The 18,921-nt window shown below is 38.9% G+C and carries 12 protein-coding genes and 2 rRNA genes; 11 read left to right on the plus strand and 3 right to left on the minus strand.

The features are described from left to right. Nucleotides 1-73: 73 nt before the first annotated feature. Nucleotides 74-781: a YjjG family noncanonical pyrimidine nucleotidase gene (locus KBW87_RS00220; RefSeq protein WP_057809627.1), complete on the plus strand. Its 708-nt coding sequence runs from the start codon at nucleotides 74-76 to the stop codon at nucleotides 779-781. Here the strand turns inward: KBW87_RS00220 and KBW87_RS00225 are convergent. Next, nucleotides 778-1,659, minus strand: coding sequence for a magnesium transporter CorA family protein (locus KBW87_RS00225; protein WP_057809625.1), 882 nt, complete (start codon nucleotides 1,657-1,659; stop codon nucleotides 778-780). The two genes, KBW87_RS00220 and KBW87_RS00225, sit on opposite strands and share 4 nt — an antisense overlap. A gap of 189 nt (nucleotides 1,660-1,848) precedes the next feature. On the opposite strand from KBW87_RS00225, the gene KBW87_RS00230 reads away from it, so the two are divergent. The 3 genes from KBW87_RS00230 (at nucleotide 1,849) to KBW87_RS00240 (ending at nucleotide 5,046) form a co-directional block, all read left to right on the plus strand. Then, nucleotides 1,849-2,706, plus strand: coding sequence for an aldo/keto reductase (locus tag KBW87_RS00230; RefSeq protein WP_057809623.1), 858 nt, complete (start codon nucleotides 1,849-1,851; stop codon nucleotides 2,704-2,706). A 91-nt stretch (nucleotides 2,707-2,797) separates the two neighbouring features. After that, on the plus strand, nucleotides 2,798-4,714 hold the full coding sequence (locus KBW87_RS00235; RefSeq protein WP_057809621.1) for an elongation factor G: 1,917 nt from the start codon (nucleotides 2,798-2,800) through the stop codon (nucleotides 4,712-4,714). Between the two features lie 68 nt (nucleotides 4,715-4,782). Beyond that, nucleotides 4,783-5,046 carry a hypothetical protein gene (locus KBW87_RS00240; RefSeq protein ID WP_255807101.1) on the plus strand — a complete coding sequence of 88 codons (264 nt, stop codon included), beginning with the start codon at nucleotides 4,783-4,785 and terminating at the stop codon, nucleotides 5,044-5,046. A 76-nt stretch (nucleotides 5,047-5,122) separates the two neighbouring features. On the opposite strand, the gene KBW87_RS00245 is transcribed toward KBW87_RS00240, so the two are convergent. Beyond that, nucleotides 5,123-6,136: a D-2-hydroxyacid dehydrogenase gene (locus tag KBW87_RS00245; RefSeq protein WP_057809620.1), complete on the minus strand. Its 1,014-nt coding sequence runs from the start codon at nucleotides 6,134-6,136 to the stop codon at nucleotides 5,123-5,125. A 359-nt stretch (nucleotides 6,137-6,495) separates the two neighbouring features. On the opposite strand from KBW87_RS00245, the gene KBW87_RS00250 reads away from it, so the two are divergent. The 4 genes from KBW87_RS00250 to KBW87_RS00265 all read left to right on the plus strand — a co-directional run bounded on the left by KBW87_RS00250 (nucleotide 6,496) and on the right by KBW87_RS00265 (nucleotide 12,113). After that, nucleotides 6,496-6,762 carry a GlsB/YeaQ/YmgE family stress response membrane protein gene (locus tag KBW87_RS00250; RefSeq protein ID WP_057809618.1) on the plus strand — a complete coding sequence of 89 codons (267 nt, stop codon included), beginning with the start codon at nucleotides 6,496-6,498 and terminating at the stop codon, nucleotides 6,760-6,762. Between the two features lie 119 nt (nucleotides 6,763-6,881). Beyond that, nucleotides 6,882-7,709 carry an exodeoxyribonuclease III gene (locus KBW87_RS00255; RefSeq protein ID WP_057809616.1) on the plus strand — a complete coding sequence of 276 codons (828 nt, stop codon included), beginning with the start codon at nucleotides 6,882-6,884 and terminating at the stop codon, nucleotides 7,707-7,709. Nucleotides 7,710-7,800: 91 nt separating this feature from the next. Further along, on the plus strand, nucleotides 7,801-9,243 hold the full coding sequence (locus tag KBW87_RS00260) for an amino acid permease (RefSeq protein ID WP_478334617.1): 1,443 nt from the start codon (nucleotides 7,801-7,803) through the stop codon (nucleotides 9,241-9,243). A 53-nt stretch (nucleotides 9,244-9,296) separates the two neighbouring features. Continuing rightward, on the plus strand, nucleotides 9,297-12,113 hold the full coding sequence (locus tag KBW87_RS00265) for a DUF3427 domain-containing protein (protein ID WP_057809611.1): 2,817 nt from the start codon (nucleotides 9,297-9,299) through the stop codon (nucleotides 12,111-12,113). 23 nt (nucleotides 12,114-12,136) lie between these two features. On the opposite strand, the gene KBW87_RS00270 is transcribed toward KBW87_RS00265, so the two are convergent. Then, nucleotides 12,137-13,150, minus strand: a complete 1,014-nt coding sequence (locus KBW87_RS00270) for a serine hydrolase domain-containing protein (protein ID WP_201779827.1) — start codon at nucleotides 13,148-13,150, stop codon at nucleotides 12,137-12,139. Nucleotides 13,151-13,375: 225 nt separating this feature from the next. On the opposite strand from KBW87_RS00270, the gene KBW87_RS00275 reads away from it, so the two are divergent. The 3 genes from KBW87_RS00275 to KBW87_RS00285 all read left to right on the plus strand — a co-directional run bounded on the left by KBW87_RS00275 (nucleotide 13,376) and on the right by KBW87_RS00285 (nucleotide 18,878). Further along, nucleotides 13,376-13,789 (plus strand): peptide deformylase, encoded by a 414-nt coding sequence (locus KBW87_RS00275; RefSeq protein WP_057809607.1) that lies wholly within the window; start codon nucleotides 13,376-13,378, stop codon nucleotides 13,787-13,789. A gap of 411 nt (nucleotides 13,790-14,200) precedes the next feature. Continuing rightward, nucleotides 14,201-15,768, plus strand: a 16S ribosomal RNA gene (locus KBW87_RS00280). A 208-nt stretch (nucleotides 15,769-15,976) separates the two neighbouring features. After that, a 23S ribosomal RNA gene (locus KBW87_RS00285) occupies nucleotides 15,977-18,878 on the plus strand. The 16S and 23S rRNA genes sit together here, the layout of an rRNA operon. The last annotated feature ends 43 nt before the right edge of the window (nucleotides 18,879-18,921 follow it).

An 18,921-nucleotide genomic window follows, 5' to 3' on the forward strand; every position in this document is an offset into this window, starting at 1 on the left:
TCGTCTTCGTTTTAATAACTTGAGATGCTTGTTATAATGATTTGTCAATGTCACTATTAGAAAGGGGAGTTTTATGCAGTATAAACAGATTATTTTTGATGTGGATGATACTTTGATTGATTTTGCGGCTACAGAAGATTTTGCCTTGAAGAGCTTGTTTAATCGTCATCATTGGGAATTAAATGCAGATTTACAAAAGCAGTATCATTCCTACAATCAAGGCTTGTGGCGACAGTTAGAACAAGGAAAGTTAACTTATGAAGATTTAAGTGAGATGACTTTCCATGATTTTATTAAGGAACATTTTGGACTCGAGATAGATGGTAAGAAAACGATGGATGAGTATCGGTCATATTTTGGCCAGGCTCATAAGTTGCTTCCTGGGGTTGAGGATACTTTAAAGTTTGCTAAAAAAGCGGGCTATAAACTAACTGTTTTAAGTAATGGCGAAAAATTTATGCAAAATCATCGTTTAGAGCTTGCAGGGATTAAGGATTATTTTGATCTAATTGTTACTTCTGAAGAAGCGCATTATTCTAAACCTGATGAGCATACTTTTGATTATTTTTTCAGTCAAACTGAAATTGGGCCTAATGAAACGATTTTTTTCGGGGATGGATTGCAATCCGATATTTTAGGTGCAGAAAAATATGGCTTTGACAGTATTTGGTACAATCATCGTCATCGTAGGAATATCTTGAACTTGCATCCCTTATTTGAGGTCGATAATTATGCTCAATTTGTAAAAATTATGCAGAATAACTTTGAAAAGGCTTATTAATCATTGTACTTTTTCTGTTTAAGTAAAATACCACAGATAACAGATAAAACAGTACCAGCTAAAATCACCAGCCAAAACCCATTATCATCTTCTTTACCCGGGAGTCCGCCGACATTCATACCCCAAATCCCACTAATTAGAGCAGGGATAGAAATAATTAGAGCAGCTGAGTCTAAAAATTTCATTAAATGGTTTAAGTGACTATTCATCATTGCTGTAAAAAGGCTATTGATGGAATCGAGTAGGTCACGATGAATATGAATGGTTTTAGTCAATCGACGTTCTTTTACCATTAAGTCATTAATTTGAGTTTTAGTTGTGAGTTTGTTTTCCGTTAAATAATTACAAAATTCTTCAATTGTATTAAATTGATCATCCAAAGTGTGCTCTAAGTAAACTAGTTTTCTTGTTAAGTCGGTTACACTTTTAAGTTCTTTAGTTTTAGTGGTTTTTCTGGCGGCTTGATCTAGATAATCAATCTGATTTTTGATGTGGCGTAATTTTCTATCGATATGTTTAGCACTAATTAATAGATTCTTGATGATAATTGAGAGAGGAGAAGCTTGAATAAGCTGCTCTTTTTTTAGATCAATAAAATTACCGTAGGAACAAAGCAGTAGCTGATTATGATCGAAAATAGCGATTGTTGGTGTGAGTTCTGTTTCAATTTGATCGTGAGTATCGTGTAAGTCAAAAGTAACTAATAGATGTGGCGAAGCAAATGTATTTGATTCAATTTTTAAAAAACGGGCAACATTAGTAGCTGAGTTAATCTTTTCAAAAATTGTTGGATCTAAATTTCGTTCTGCAGCAATTTTGGCTAGTTCACTTTCAGTCGCATTTTCAATTAAGGTAACTTGACCGAAATTTTCTATCATCTAAAACACCTTCTTTCGTATTTTAGGATAGCATGAGAGCTTAAAAGTAAGACCTAGAAAGACTTTAGATTGAAGATTTTTAGTAAAAAATAAAGAAAGTTACACGTGAAACTTGAGGCATATAATTTCACAAATTACTTACTTGATTGTTATGATTAAACAAGCAGTATTTTAAAAGAAGGAAAGAATATGGACTTTAACTCACTAACAGAGACATACAAATTAAATAATGGTGTCGAAATTCCAATCATTGGCTTTGGCACTTGGCAAACTCCTGACGGTCAAGTAGCAGAAGAGTCTGTACTTGCTGCTCTTAATAGCGGCTATCGTCATATCGATACAGCTGCTGCATATGGTAATGAAGAAAGTGTCGGGGCTGCAATTAAAAAGAGTGGAATTAACCGTCATGAGCTTTTTGTAACTACTAAGCTTTGGAACAGTGATCATGGTTATCAAAACACTAAAAAGGCCATTGATACTAGTTTGGAAAAGTTAGGTTTGGATTATCTTGATCTTTATTTGATTCACTGGCCAAATCCAGCGGCTATGAGAGATAACTGGGCTGAGCTTAACGCAGAGAGCTGGCAAGCAATGGAAGAAGCTGTTCAAGCTGGCAAGATTCGTGCAATTGGGGTTTCTAATTTTAGAAAGCATCACCTTGATGAACTGCTTAAAACTGCAGAAATTAAGCCTGCAGTGAACCAAAACTATCTTAATCCAAGTGATATGCAAGAAGACTTGGTAAAATATAATGATAGTTTAGGGATCTTGAATGAGGCTTACAGTCCTCTTGGAACTGGTGGCCTTCTTTCAAATGAAGTAGTTAATGAAATTGCAGAAAAGTATGGCAAATCTCCTGCTCAAGTTTTGATTAGATGGTCATTGAATCACAATTTTTTACCACTTCCAAAATCAGTTCACCCAGATTACATCAAGGCAAATGCAGATGTGTTTGATTTTGATATTGAACCAGAAGATATGAAGAAGCTAGATGGTTTACATGGTGCTGCTAAAATCGCTAATGATCCAGATGAAGTTGATTTCTAATATAATTTGTTAAGAATTCCGTCCAAGATAGGACGGATTTTTTATTGGAAAAAATTAGCGTACAATTGAAATTTGAAAGGAAGTGCAGAAATTGAAGCACATAACATTAGGAATTGTGGCGCATGTTGATGCGGGCAAGACGACTTTGTCGGAGAGTTTGATGTATAAAACCGGTAATTTGTGCAAATTAGGTCGAGTAGATAATGGGGATGCCTTTTTAGATCCAGATGAACTCGAAAAGAAGCGCGGAATTACGATTTTTTCTCATAATGCAAAGATTTCAAGCCCCAATTTTGAGATAACTTTGCTTGATACACCGGGCCATATTGATTTTGCAAGTCAAACAATCGAAGCTTTGAGTGTGTTAGACTATGCGATTTTAGTCGTTTCTGCACTCGACGGCGTGACTGGATATACCAAGCAACTTTGGAATTTACTTAAAAAATATCAGATTCCAGCTTTCATTTTTGTGAATAAGATGGATATTCACGAGGTAGCTAAAACGTCAATTTTGAAGGATTTACAAGAGAACTTAGACGCAAATTGCATCGATTTTATGGAAAAGGGCGATAAGTTTTATGAAAATGTTGCAACAACCGATGAAAATTTGCTGGATAAGTATTTAAACGGCGAAAGTATTGAAGAAGATATTCCAAAGTTAGTAGCTCAAAGAAAGATTTTTCCAGTTTATTTTGGTTCTGCTCTTAAGCTAGATGGAATTGACGATCTTTTACAAGGCTTGGAAAAATGGAGTATTGAGCCGCAGTATGAGAATCAACTTCAGGGGCGAGTTCATAAAATTACTCACGATCAAAAAGGCGAGCGTTTAACCTGGATGAAGCTTTTGGGAGGAAATTTAAAACCAAAAGAAGAAATTAACGGTGAAAAAATCAATCAGATTAGATCTTATAATGGCGAAAAATATGACCTCGTTAATGAAATGAATCCTGGTCAAATTTGTGCTCTAGTTGGTTTGACTAAAACTTACCCTGGTCAAGGAATTGGTCTTCAAGATTTAATTGATGATAGTTTAAAGCCGGTTTTGGTTTATAAAGTCGAAACTGATGTTGATATTTTTGAATGCTTAAATGCTTTGCGACAATTAGAGGATGAAGATCCACTTTTGCATGTGGATTGGGTTGAAGAACTCCAGGAAATTCATGTGGAAATTATGGGTGAAGTTCAACGTGAGATTTTGAAGCAGATCATGAAAGAAAGATTCAATTTAGATGTTGATTTTGTAGAAGGTAATATTCTCTATAAAGAAACTATCACTAATAAAATCGAAGCTGTCGGCCACTTTGAACCTTTGCGTCACTACTCAGAAGTTCACTTTTTACTTGAACCTGGTGCTCCTAATAGTGGATTGGTCTTTGAAAATAAATGTGATTTAGAAGTTCTGAGCAAAAATTGGCAAGAACAAATTATGACAGCCTTGGAATCTAAAACTCATCTTGGGGTTTTGACAGGGTCGCCGATCACGGATATGAAGGTTACGCTCATTGGAGGACGCGGAAGTAATGTTCATACGGTTGGGGGAGATTTTAGAGAGGCTACTTCTCGTGGAGTGCGCCAAGGATTAATGGAATTAAAATCCAAGAATGCAGTCCAGCTTCTGGAACCTTGGTATGAATTTGAACTAGAAATTCCTCAAGATCAAGTAGGGCGCGCACTTAACGATATTCAAAAAATGAGTGGCAAGTTTGATGCACCAGAAAATTTGGCAACTTCTACCATTATTAAAGGTAGAGCACCTGTTTCTGAAATGATATCCTATAGTGAAAATGTCAGAAATTATACTCATGGCCAAGGACGTTTGCAGACGGTTTTTGTTGGTTATTATCCGTGCCATAATAAAGATGAAATCATTGAAAAGTTTAATTATGATCCAATGTCGGACTTAGAAAATACACCTAATTCTGTTTTTTGTTCTCATGGCGCCGGTCACACGGTTGTGTGGTATGAAGTGCCAAGTCATGCTCAATATCCATATACTTATAAATGGTAAATAATTTGGCTAAAAATATGCTAAAATGGGGGGGCAAAAAATTCAAAAGAAAACAGGAGGACAAAAAGATGAAACTAAAGCAGTCTCTGAAAGAAATTCTGGAAAAAGTAACTTTAAAAAATGAAGCAGAGCAAGATTTAGTTAATCAAGCAATTGTAGAACTTGATAAGGGTGAATATGAACCTAAAGTTCAAAAACAATTGAGAGATGCCCTCAATAAATTAGTTTTACAAGGTAAGATATCAAAGGAAGGGTTGAGCTTTTTTGAAGAATTAAGTAAGCCAAACTTTGATGTTGATCTAGCTTTATCTTCAATGACTTGGTTCAATTAATGCAGATTTTTGCAAAGAAAAAACCATATTTCGGTAATTTCATCGAAATATGGTTTTTAATTATTCAGTTTTTTAATTAAAACTTGTTCTTGTCCAAAGCAACTGGAGAATCTGGCTTTTCACCGTTAATCATCTTCAAGTTGTTGTCAAATGCTTTAGTTACCATGTTACGTACGGCATGAGTAGTGTAGAAAGCAGTGTGTGGAGTTACCAATACGTTTGGACGATCAATTAAGTCAGCTAAACGATCATCTGGGAATTCTTTACCTTTCCAGTCTTCGTTAAATACACCAACTTCACCTTCGTAAGTATCCATTACGAAGCCAAAGATCTTACCTGAGTCCAAACCACGGATTACAGCATCAGTGTCAACAAGTGGACCACGTGAGCAGTTTACGATAACTACACCGTCTTTCATCTTGGCGATTGAATCGTCGTTGATCATGTGAACATTAGCTGGAACATCAGGAACGTGAAGTGAAATTACATCAGCTTGCTTGTATAAGTCATCAAGTGAGTCAACGTAGTAACCCTTCTTTTCAAGTTCTGGGTTCTTGAAGATATCGTAAGCAATAACTTTTGCGCCGAAACCTTCCATAATACGCATAAATACTTGACCAATGTGACCAGTACCTACAACACCAACAACTTGGTCACGAACTTCACGACCAATAGTTGGAGCCCAACGTAAGTCGCGCTTAGCCATCTTTTCATCCATGCGCTTGTCTTGACGTAATACACGAGCTGCTTGGATTGCTGCATGTTCAGCAATGGCATCTGGTGAGTATACAGGAACATTAGTAATTTCAAAGCCAAGTTCCTTAGCCTTGTCCATATCAATGTTGTCAACACCAACGTTACGTAATGACATCTTAGTTACGCCAGCGTCTGCTAAAGCTTGAAGAGTTTCTGGAGTGTAGTCTAATTGTTGGTAAACAACAACACCATCAGCACCCTTAGCAAGTTTTGCAGTTTCAGGAGTCAAAAGCTTATCAGTATATTCAACTTCAATATCTTTATGAGCATCTTTCCATTCGTTTAAGAAAGGTTCTTCATCCTTACGAATAGCGTAAGCAAAAATCTTTGTCATAAATCCAACCTCCGTAAAAATAATAATATGACCGAGTCTTATTATACACTTGAGTTGAAAAGACAAAACATAAAAAATAGGATTTTGTGAAAAAAGTACAACTTTTTTGAAAATTTATTCGTATTTAAAGCGGATTCCAATTAATTTTATTTAAAAATGTGCAGATTAGTGAAAATGTAAACATTTTCTTAAGAAAGATTATAAATAATGACATAGTGTCACCTTGCTGGTAATATTATAACCATAGCAGAAATGTTAAGCATAAGAGCTAAAGGAGGTACTGCCTATTACATTTAAATAAGATTGCAAAATCTTCTTAATTCCTTATTACTTAATTTTTTTGGAAGGACTAAAAAATTATGTTAATGCTTCAATGGACTTGGATTTTAATAATTGGAATTTGCATTGGATTATTCGCCGGTGTGATTGCTAGTAAAAGTAACTTATATATAGTTATCTCCACATTAATCGGTATAATTGGTGCACTACTTGGTGAAGCATTACTTAAATTTTTAGATCCAAACTTTGCAGGTCAACTGGTTGTATCAGGTACGGTTGGCTCAATCATCCTAGTTTTAATCGTATCTTTAATAAAAAAGACCTGCAACATTAGAAGAGAACACTAATGTAAAATAAATTCTCGTTATTCTCATTCAACACAACTCCCTTTTAAATAGAAGCTAGGCTAGATAAATCCATCTAGTCTAGCTTTTTTAGTATAATTTAGAAAAAGGGAGGAAAAATTATGCTTTTAATATCATGGAACATTGATTCTTTAAATGCAGCTTTAACGAGTGATTCTAATCGAGCTCAAGAAACACGAAAAGTTTTAAATACGATTGTAGAACAAAATCCAGATGTAATTGCTCTTCAAGAAACTAAATTACGAGCAAGTGGTCCTACTAAAAAACATCAAGAAATTTTAGCGCAAATGTTTCCTGAATATGAATATGTTTGGCGTTCTTCAGAAGAACCAGCTCGGAAAAGTTATGCGGGTGTGATGTATCTTTATAAAAAAGATTATCATCCAAGGGCTGCTTTTCCTAAAATTGGTGCGCCAGAACCTATGGATGAAGAAGGCAGAATCATTACTTTAGAATTTCCAAATTATTATATTACGCAGGTTTATACACCAAATTCTGGCAATGGCTTAAAGCGTCTAAGTGAGCGACAAGTTTGGGATGAAAAGTACGTTGAATACTTGAAAGGATTAGATAGTAAGAAACCTGTGATTGCTAGTGGAGATTACAATTGTGCTCATACTGAAATTGACTTGAAGCATCCCGAAAATAATCATCATTCTGCAGGTTTTACTGATGAAGAACGAGCAGGCTTTACTAAATTATTAAATGCAGGTTTCACTGATTCCTTTAGAAAAGTGAATGGTAATGTCACTGGCGTTTATTCTTGGTGGGCCCAACGTGTGAGAACCGCAAAATCTAATAATTCTGGTTGGAGAATTGATTATTGGTTAACGAGCAATCGAATTGCCGATAAAATAAAGCGGTCTGAAATGATTGACACTGGAGAACGCGCTGATCATTGCCCGATCTTATTAGAGATTGACTTATAATTTGATAATAAAAAGCATTCTTAATGAATGCTTTTTTTAAATTGGTCTAAAGTGTATAATAATTGAAGATTTTTTAGGGGAGGATATGCTCTTGGAAGAAGTAGCAGAGGAACAGGATTGGGCGCTTGAGCAAGACTTGAAATATAATCGTTTGACAGCTTTTAAGTTGTTTGCGATGACCAGTTCAATGGTTATTTCCGTCAATGAACTTGCGCCCTTTGGAAAAACTGGCCCAACAGCCTTATTTTATTTGTTAATTGCAGGAATTGCCTGGTTTATTCCCATTACACAGATGGCTGGGGAAATGGCCTCAGTTGATGGTTGGGAAAAAGGTGGTATTTTTACTTGGGTTAAAGGATCTTTAGGTGAAAAAACTGGCTGGACGGCGATGTGCTATCAATGGATTCACATTACTGTTGGTATGGATACGATGATGTATGTAATCATTGGGGCTTTATCGATCACTTTAAATACCCCCGAGTTTAATACTAATCCAATGTTGAGATTTACTTTAATGATGGTAATTCTATGGGGAACTACGGCAATTCAAGTAATTGGGATTAGAAAAATTGGTCGAATTGCGGAATGGCTATTTATTTTAGGAATTGCTCTTCCAGTAATTTCTTTGATTATTTCATTCTTTATTTACGTGTTTCAAGGTAATCCACTTCATATGACCATTAATTGGAACACTGTTATTCCACATTATTTAAATGAAAATACTTTGGTAGCTTTTGTTCCATTTATGTTAGCATTTTGCGGGGGCGAAGCTTCAGCGCCACATGTTAAGAATTTAGAAAATGTGAAATCCTACTCACGTGTAATGTTGGGCTTGGCTGCGACAGCTATTTGCTTTGATTTATTAGGTAGTATGGCAATCGGAATGACTGTCCCAAAGAATGAAATCCAAAATAGTACCGGCTTTGTTTATACTTACGGTAAACTCTTGAATTCAATTGGTCTTCCTGGTGGTGCATTGCAAAAAGTAGTAGGAGTACTGCTTGCCTGCGGAATCATCGGAGAACTTGGCAATTGGCTTGCGGGACCTAACCAAGGAATGTATGAAGCTGCTAAACAAGGCTATATGCCAAAGTATTTTGCTAAGGCAACAGATCGCGGTGTTCCACTGCGATTAATGGTAGCACAATCATTAATTGTGACTGTTTCTGCAGTCTTGATTACTTTTACGAGTGGCGCAAATGCTGATTTCGCCTTTAATGTGTCACTGGCGGCCACTACAGCTCAATATTTGATGGTTTACATGATTATGTTGACAGCTTATATTGTATTAAAAGCTAAGCATGAAAATCTTCATCGTACGTACTACATGACTAAGAGCAAGGTTTTAAGTATTATTATTGCTCTAGTGGCAATGGTAATTACAGTAGTGGCATTCTTTGTGACATTTATTCCGGCTGTGGAAACACCAGGGAATCTAAAGCATGCTTATGTCTTTTTACTGATTGGAATGTGTGCAATTGTTTCAATTATTCCATTAATTTTATACCGCTACAAAGGAAAATGGCGTTGGTAATGGTAAAATAGAAGCTCAAAATTTGGGCTTCTATTTTTTGTGAGGTGATAATAATGAGTGAAACTCTAAAAAATGCAATTTTAAATGGTCTTTATGATCAAAAATATCAAGGACATGAATTTTTAAATCCTCAATTATTGGAAAATGATCAAAATAATAAGCTGTGGCTTAATTTAAGAAGGGAATTGTTAGCTTGTGAATCTTTTGTGTGGACAGTTGCCTTTATCAGTGAAAACATGCTGATTCCATTTAAAGCAGTCATGGCAGATTTGGCTAAGAAAAATATCTCTGGGGAAATTATTACGGGGACTTATTTAGGTTTTAATTCACCCAAAGTTTTTGAAGAGCTGAATAAAATTCCTAATTTAAAGTTGAAAATTAAAGATGGTCCTTTTCATGCGAAGGGCTATTACTTTAAATATTCTAATTATGAAAGCATCTTAGTCGGAAGTGCCAATTTTACTCGGTCGGCTCTTTTGCAAAATGATGAATTGATGCTTAAAGTTACGCCGAGTAAAAATGGTGCCTTGTTTGATCAAGTAAGGACAAAAATAGCCAAATTAGAAGAGGAAAGTTTTCTTTTTACTAATAATTGGCTAAAAGAATATCGACAAAACTGGGTAAAACCTGAGAATAGGTCTATATCTCGTCGTAAAAATATTACTCCCAATAAAATGCAAAAGGCTGCCTTGAAAGAATTGAATAATTTAGTTGCGGAAAAAGAAAAAAGAGCGCTTGTAGTTTCTGCCACGGGGACTGGGAAAACCTATCTAGGAGCTTTTGCGGTTAAGAATTTTAAACCGCGACGATTTTTATATGTAGTTCATCGACAACAAATTGCTAAAAAAGCATTAGCCAGTTTTAAAAAAGTAATTGGGGGCTCTCCATCGGATTATGGAATTTTATCGGGAAATCATCATGATTTAAATAAAAAGTATCTTTTTGCGACTATCCAAACTTTAAGTCAAGACCATATTCTTAAGGAATTAAATAAAGAAGAATTCAACTATATTTTGATTGATGAAGCTCACCGAGTTGCAGCAAAAAGTTATCGAAAAATCATGAACTATTTTGAACCCCAATTTTTATTAGGGATGACAGCAACTCCTGAACGGATGGACGCACAAGATGTATATCAAATTTTTGATTATAATTTAGCCTATGAAATTCGCTTGCGGGATGCACTGGAAGAAAAAATGCTGACGCCATTTCATTATGTAGGTGTAGAAGATTATGAAACTGAAGAGGGATTGATTGATGAAACAAGCAGTTTGCGCTATCTTACCGCTGAAAAAAGAGTGGACCATATCTTAAAAGAATTAGACTATTACGGCTACTGTGGTAGTAAGCTTCGTGGGTTAGTTTTTTGTAGTCGCCAAGAAGAAGCTAGAGAAATTGCGGCAGAATTTAATCGAAAAGGTCATTCTGCTGTTAGTTTAACCAATGAAGATAAGGAAGAAATTCGAACTCAGGCTATTTCAGATTTAGAAAATGGCAAGATTGAATACATAATAACGGTAGACCTTTTTAATGAAGGGGTAGATATTCCATCCCTAAATCAAATTGTGATGCTCAGAAATACTCAATCTAGCATTGTCTTTATTCAACAACTTGGCCGAGGTTTGCGTAAATATCCTGGTAAAGATTATGTAACGGTGATTGATTTTATTGGAAATTACAAAAATAATTACCTAATTCCCATTGCTCTTAATTCAGATGATAGCCTTGATAAAGATCAGCTTAAACAAGAAACGCTCCTTCCTCAATTAATTGATCTTTCAACGATTAACTTTACTCAAATTGCGTCTGATAAGATCTTACAATCTTTAGATAAAGTAAAATTAGATAGTTTAATGCATCTCAAGCAATCTTATAAAGATTTGAAACAGAAAATTGGTCGCATCCCTTATTTGGAAGATTTTTATAAGTATCATACCGTTTCACCAGAAGTATTTGTTAAAAATAAATTGCTAGGTAACTATGGTATCTTTTTACAAAAAAATCATGAAGATATCCATTTATCTATGTATGAAAATCAAGTCTTGACTTTTATGACTAAAGAACTTTTAAATGGTAAACGGCCTCATGAACTGATTTTGCTTTCTTTGTTGGTGGATTCTGTTGTAGGAGAGGAAGAATACGTCCAAGCTTTACGCAAAAATAATGTCTATGTTGATTCGCAGGTGCTTTCCTCAGTAGAAGGATTTTTGAATTTAGCCTTTTTTGAAGTAAAAGCTGGCAAAACGACGAAAAAAGAACAATATGGTAGTTTTCCATTAGTAGAAAAGGATTTGTTTGGCTATCATTTATCAGAACCTTTGCAGGAAAGTTTGGCTCAGAATAATCAGTTCAAAAAGCTATTCTTAGATGTGATTAAAACAGGTTTACTTTTAGCCAAAAAATATAATTGGAATATGCAATTTACTCTTTATCAAAAATACGATCGAGAAGATGTGTGTCGTTTATTAAATTGGCCATTAGATGTAAGTGCTCCAATGTATGGTTATCGAGTTGGAGAAGAGGAAACTCCAATTTTTATTACATATAAAAAGAGTCAAGAAGACAAACGTAGTGATGTGTACGATAACGAGTTGCAAAACGGTACTACCCTTAAATGGTATACTCGCACGCCACGCCATTTAGATTCTGCAGAGGTAAAGCGACTTTTGCAAAAAGATATGAAATTACATATTTTTGTCAAAAGAAGCGATGCCGAAGGAAAAGATTTCTTTTATTTAGGGGAAGCCATAATAGATCGCAAGAGTGTTAAAGAGGAGCAGATTGGGCCAAAGAAAAAATTAGCAGTAGGGATGAACTTAATTCTAAAAACCCCATTAACTGTTGAGATGTATGATTTATTATTTAAATAAAAAAGCGCCTGGATGGCGCTTTTTTATCTTTGCGTGAAAGTATTTGGTTTAATATAATTCAAAATTTCATACCCAACATCTTTTTGATTGTTTTCATTATTATCTGTTTGGTTTAAGAACATAATTAAACCATTTTTCATATCAGTTGTAACTTGGAACCAATTACCAAAGTGAGTGCCAGCTAAGTTTCCATAAGATGACATCAATGTGTCGTTATTCTTTAAGTAAACGCCGCCAGAATATTCAGTTACTTTACTCTTTAAATGAGTTAAATAGTTAAAATCAGAACGATCTAAAATCTGACCATTGCTTAAGCCAACTAAAATTTTGTAGTAATCCATGGGAGTAGAGAACATATTAGCTGCTCCCGGAAGCTGGGAAGCTAAAGAGCGTTTTACATATTCTGCGTCTTGGTAATTTTTACCATTGCTATAAGTATAAGAAATAGCGTCGGTCTTATCTTTTGGGATGTTTTGATAAAGATAAGTATGTTGCAAACCTAACTTATTAACAATTCGGGTTTGGAAGTTGGATTCGTAAGATTGGTTAGTTACCTTAGCAATAATTCCAGCCAATAGGATATAATTGGTATTATTGTAGAAATAAGTTCCAGGTTGACCTTCTCCGCGAGAGTTAACATGATCTACGATCCAGTTAATGGAATTCTCTTCAGAATAGTTATATCCACGATCGATTTCAGTATCAGTAGCCGTAATCCCAGAGGTATGGGTTAATAGATTTCCAACTGAAATTTGATCAGCATTTTTTAAATTAGGATACCAACGAGAAATTTTTGTATATTGAGAAAATTGCTGATTAGTATGATTAGTTTCGTTAATTAATTGAATAATCATTGCAGCAGTAATAACTTTTTGGAGAGAACAAGTTGGATATACAACTTTAGAATTACCATTTCCAAGTTTCTTTCCGTACCAGCCCCAACCATAACTAATTTGTTGTGGTTCCCCATCTTTTATTACTACTACAGATCCACGTACATTATGTTTTCCAAGCGTACTTCTTACGAAATTGCGCATTTGGGTCTTTTGTTCTGCAGTTGCAGCATACGCTGGCTTAACAGGGGCAGTCAGTGTGAAAGATGAAAGCCCGAGTGTTATCGCAGCAGTGGCTGCAAGTAATTTTCTTTTCAATTAGAGTACTCCCCTCAAAAAAGTATTTTAAATTGTATTATAAAACTTTTTCGTTAATTAAAGCATTCAAATTTATTAATTTTTGTTAACAATGGTAAGAAAGGAATATTTATGACTACTCAAGCAATTATTCATGATGTAATGATTTTAAGAACTAAATCACAAAAAGCATCGCAAGCAGACTTAAAAATTGCGGAAGATCTAAAAGATACTCTTATAGAAAATAAAAATATTGCTGCAGGATTAGCAGCAAATATGATTGGTGAAAACAAAAGAATTATTGCTTTCTTTGTAGGTCCTTTTCCTATGTTAATGTTGAATCCTAAAATTATAGCTAAAAAAGAAAGTTATATCACTGAAGAAGGATGTCTATCATTGACAGGAGTTCGCCCAGTTAAACGTTATAAAATAATCAGCGTTGAATACGAGGATACAAGCTTTAATAAAAAGATCCAAGAGTTCACAGATTTTACGGCAGAAGTGATTCAACATGAGATTGATCATTGTGATGGAATTTTGATTTAAAAAAGTTCAAAAAAAGACTTGCCAAAAAAGAATAAATCAGGTATATTAATAAAGTCGCTTTTGAGAGAAAGCGAAACAGAAGCAGGCAAGCAAAAAGAAATAAAAAAATATTTCAAAAAAGCTTGCAAGAGAGAAAAACTTCTGGTAATATATTTAACTGTCGTCAAGTTAAGAACTTGAAGGCAAAAAAATAAATTCAAAAAAGTCCTTGACAAAGGACAAACGAATTTGATATAATATAAAAGCTGTCTGATGCAAAAGATCAGGCAGAGGTAGTACCTTGAAAACTGAACAAAGTTTCGCTAAAGTGTGCGGGTGTAAAAACCCAAACAAAGAGCGAAGTCAATTCGCAAGCAATAAATTTTGAGACAAAGATCTTAAAAAAAGGAATGAGCAATCATTCAAACTTTTAAAAATGAGAGTTTGATCCTGGCTCAGGACGAACGCTGGCGGCGTGCCTAATACATGCAAGTCGAGCGAGCTGAACCAGCAGATTCACTTCGGTGATGACGCTGGGAACGCGAGCGGCGGATGGGTGAGTAACACGTGGGTAACCTGCCCTAAAGTCTGGGATACCACTTGGAAACAGGTGCTAATACCGGATAACAACAATAGCTGCATGGCTATTGCTTAAAAGGCGGCGTAAGCTGTCGCTAAAGGATGGACCCGCGGTGCATTAGCTAGTTGGTAAGGTAACGGCTTACCAAGGCGACGATGCATAGCCGAGTTGAGAGACTGATCGGCCACATTGGGACTGAGACACGGCCCAAACTCCTACGGGAGGCAGCAGTAGGGAATCTTCCACAATGGGCGAAAGCCTGATGGAGCAACGCCGCGTGAGTGAAGAAGGTTTTCGGATCGTAAAGCTCTGTTGTTGGTGAAGAAGGATAGAGGTAGTAACTGGCCCCTATTTGACGGTAATCAACCAGAAAGTCACGGCTAACTACGTGCCAGCAGCCGCGGTAATACGTAGGTGGCAAGCGTTGTCCGGATTTATTGGGCGTAAAGCGAGCGCAGGCGGAAAGATAAGTCTGATGTGAAAGCCCCCGGCTTAACCGAGGAATTGCATCGGAAACTGTGTTTCTTGAGTGCAGAAGAGGAGAGTGGAACTCCATGTGTAGCGGTGGAATGCGTAGATATATGGAAGAACACCAGTGGCGAAGGCGGCTCTCTGGTCTGTAACTGACGCTGAGGCTCGAAAGCATGGGTAGCGAACAGGATTAGATACCCTGGTAGTCCATGCCGTAAACGATGAGTGCTAAGTGTTGGGAGGTTTCCGCCTCTCAGTGCTGCAGCTAACGCATTAAGCACTCCGCCTGGGGAGTACGACCGCAAGGTTGAAACTCAAAGGAATTGACGGGGGCCCGCACAAGCGGTGGAGCATGTGGTTTAATTCGAAGCAACGCGAAGAACCTTACCAGGTCTTGACATCTAGTGCCATCCTAAGAGATTAGGAGTTCCCTTCGGGGACGCTAAGACAGGTGGTGCATGGCTGTCGTCAGCTCGTGTCGTGAGATGTTGGGTTAAGTCCCGCAACGAGCGCAACCCTTGTTATTAGTTGCCAGCATTAAGTTGGGCACTCTAATGAGACTGCCGGTGACAAACCGGAGGAAGGTGGGGATGACGTCAAGTCATCATGCCCCTTATGACCTGGGCTACACACGTGCTACAATGGGCAGTACAACGAGAAGCGAGCCTGCGAAGGCAAGCGGATCTCTTAAAGCTGTTCTCAGTTCGGACTGCAGTCTGCAACTCGACTGCACGAAGCTGGAATCGCTAGTAATCGCGGATCAGCACGCCGCGGTGAATACGTTCCCGGGCCTTGTACACACCGCCCGTCACACCATGGAAGTCTGCAATGCCCGAAGCCGGTGGCCTAACCACTTATGTGGAAGGAGCCGTCTAAGGCAGGGCAGATGACTGGGGTGAAGTCGTAACAAGGTAGCCGTAGGAGAACCTGCGGCTGGATCACCTCCTTTCTAAGGAAGCCAAAGTGACGGAGAGTAGAAATACTAAAAGAAGTCGCAAACGGCAAACGGAAGCACACTAAAGAAACTTTGTTTAGTTTTGAGGGTAATACCTCAAAAGAGATAGTACGTTGAAAACTGAATACAAACCAAGCAAAAACCGAGACAATCATTGAACAGATTGTAGAGCGACCGAGAAGAGAGAAAAGAACTTGAGTAAGGTCAAGTAGAAAAGGGCGCACGGTGAATGCCTAGGCACTAGAAGCCGATGAAGGACGTGACAAACTACGAAAAGCTTCGGGGAGCTGTAAGTAAGCTATGATCCGGAGATATCCGAATGGGGGAACCCAGTGCAGCGATGCACTATCATGTATTGTTAAGATATATGAAGGAAGACGCAGTGAACTGAAACATCTAAGTAGCTGCAGGAAGAGAAAGAAAGATCGATTTCCTTAGTAGCGGCGAGCGAAGAGGAAAGAGCCCAAACCAGATGATTTATCATCTGGGGTTGTAGGACTGCGACATGTGAGCTTAAGCGATAGCAGAATTATCTGGGAAGGTAAGCCAGAGAGGGTGAGAGCCCCGTAAGCGAAATTGCAAGAGCAGCTAGCAGAATCCTGAGTAGGCCGGGACACGAGGAATCCCGGTTGAATCTGCGAGGACCATCTCGCAAGGCTAAATACTAACTAGTGACCGATAGTGAACCAGTACCGTGAGGGAAAGGTGAAAAGAACCCCGGAAGGGGAGTGAAAGAGAACCTGAAACCGTGTGCCTACAAATAGTCAGAGCACATTCAAGTGTAATGGCGTGCCTTTTGTAGAATGAACCGGCGAGTTACGTTATATAGCGAGGTTAAGTCAGAAAAGACGGAGCCGGAGCGAAAGCGAGTCTGAATAGGGCGAAAAGTTGTATGACGTAGACCCGAAACCAAGTGACCTACCCATGGCCAGGTTGAAGGCGTGGTAAAACGCGCTGGAGGACCGAACCCACGTAAGTTAAAAATTGCGGGGATGAGCTGTGGGTAGCGGTGAAATTCCAAACGAACTTGGAGATAGCTGGTTCTCTCCGAAATAGCTTTAGGGCTAGCCTCGTGGTAGAGGATAATGGAGGTAGAGCTCTGTTTGGACTAGGGGCCCGTCAGGGGTTACTGAATCCAGATAAACTACGAATTCCAGATATCTATACACGGGAGTCAGACTGCGAGTGATAAGATCCGTAGTCGAAAGGGAAACAGCCCAGATCACCAGTTAAGGTCCCCAAATCTATGCTAAGTGGAAAAGGATGTGGAGTTGCGTAGACAACTAGGACGTTGGCTCAGAAGCAGCCATCATTCAAAGAGTGCGTAATAGCTCACTAGTCGAGTGGCGCTGCGCCGAAAATTTACCGGGGCTAAGCATAGTACCGAAACTGTGGATGTGTTTTAAAGAGCACGTGGTAGGAGAGCGTTCTAAGTGCGGCGAAGTCAGATCGAGAGGACTGATGGAGCGCTTAGAAGTGAGAATGCCGGTATGAGTAGCGAAAGATAGGTGAGAATCCTATCCGCCGAAAGACTAAGGTTTCCTGGGGCAGGCTCGTCCGCCCAGGGTAAGTCGGGACCTAAGACGAGGCCGAGAGGCGTAGTCGATGGACAACAGGTAGATATTCCTGTACTGCGTTTAATCGTTATGAGCGAAGGAGGGACGCAGGAGGCTAAGCACGCATGGCGCCGGAAGCCATGTTTAAGCGTCAAGCCAGAGAGTGAGTCAAATGCTTGCTCTTGATGAAGGCAAGGCGCGACGAGGAGCGAACTAAAGTAGCGAAGGTGCTGATGTCACACTGCCAAGAAAAGCTTCTAGCCAGAGAGAACGTACCCGTACCGCAAACCGACACAGGTAGTCGAGTGGAGAACACTAAGGTGAGCGAGAGAACTCTCGTTAAGGAACTCGGCAAAATGACCCCGTAACTTCGGGAGAAGGGGTGCTGATCGCAAGATCAGCCGCAGTGAATAGGCCCAAACAACTGTTTATCAAAAACACAGGTCTCTGCAAAGTCGTAAGACGACGTATAGGGGCTGACACCTGCCCGGTGCTGGAAGGTTAAGAGGAGAGCTTAGCGTAAGCGAAGGTTCGAATTGAAGCCCCAGTAAACGGCGGCCGTAACTATAACGGTCCTAAGGTAGCGAAATTCCTTGTCGGGTAAGTTCCGACCTGCACGAAAGGTGTAATGATTTGGGCACTGTCTCAACGAGAGACTCGGTGAAATTATAATACCCGTGAAGATGCGGGTTACCCGCGACAGGACGGAAAGACCCCATGGAGCTTCACTGTAGCTTGATATTGAGTATCTTTTAAACATGTACAGGATAGGTAGGAGCCAGAGAAAGTAGGACGCTAGTCTTACCGGAGGCAATGTTGGGATACTACCCTTGTTTGAAGGATGCTCTAACCTCGGCCTGTAAGCCAGGCCAGGGACAGTGTCAGGTGGGCAGTTTGACTGGGGCGGTCGCCTCCTAAAGTGTAACGGAGGCGCCCAAAGGTTCCCTCAGAATGGTTGGAAATCATTCGCAGAGTGTAAAGGTATAAGGGAGCTTGACTGCGAGAGATACATCTCGAGCAGGGACGAAAGTCGGGCTTAGTGATCTGGTGGTACCGTATGGAAGGGCCATCACTCAACGGATAAAAGCTACCCTGGGGATAACAGGCTTATCTCCCCCAAGAGTTCACATCGACGGGGAGGTTTGGCACCTCGATGTCGGCTCGTCGCATCCTGGGGCTGAAGTCGGTCCCAAGGGTTGGGCTGTTCGCCCATTAAAGCGGCACGCGAGCTGGGTTCAGAACGTCGTGAGACAGTTCGGTCCCTATCCGTCGTGGGCGCAGGAAATTTGAGAGGAGCTGTCCTTAGTACGAGAGGACCGGGATGGACGCACCGCTGGTGTACCAGTTGTCTTGCCAAAGGCATCGCTGGGTAGCTATGTGCGGAAGGGATAAGCGCTGAAAGCATCTAAGTGCGAAGCCCCCCTCAAGATGAGATTTCCCATGCGTAAGCAGTAAGACACCTCAGAGACTATGAGGTAGATAGGCTGGAAGTGGAAGAGTAGTGATACTTGGAGCGGACCAGTACTAATCAGTCGAGGACTTGACCAAAGCGAAGCAATCGAAACGGTTTTTGCGAGGAATGTATTTAGTT

The sequence above is a fragment of the Lactobacillus intestinalis genome, assembly GCF_024397795.1.
In the GTDB taxonomy this organism is placed as follows: domain Bacteria; phylum Bacillota; class Bacilli; order Lactobacillales; family Lactobacillaceae; genus Lactobacillus; species Lactobacillus intestinalis.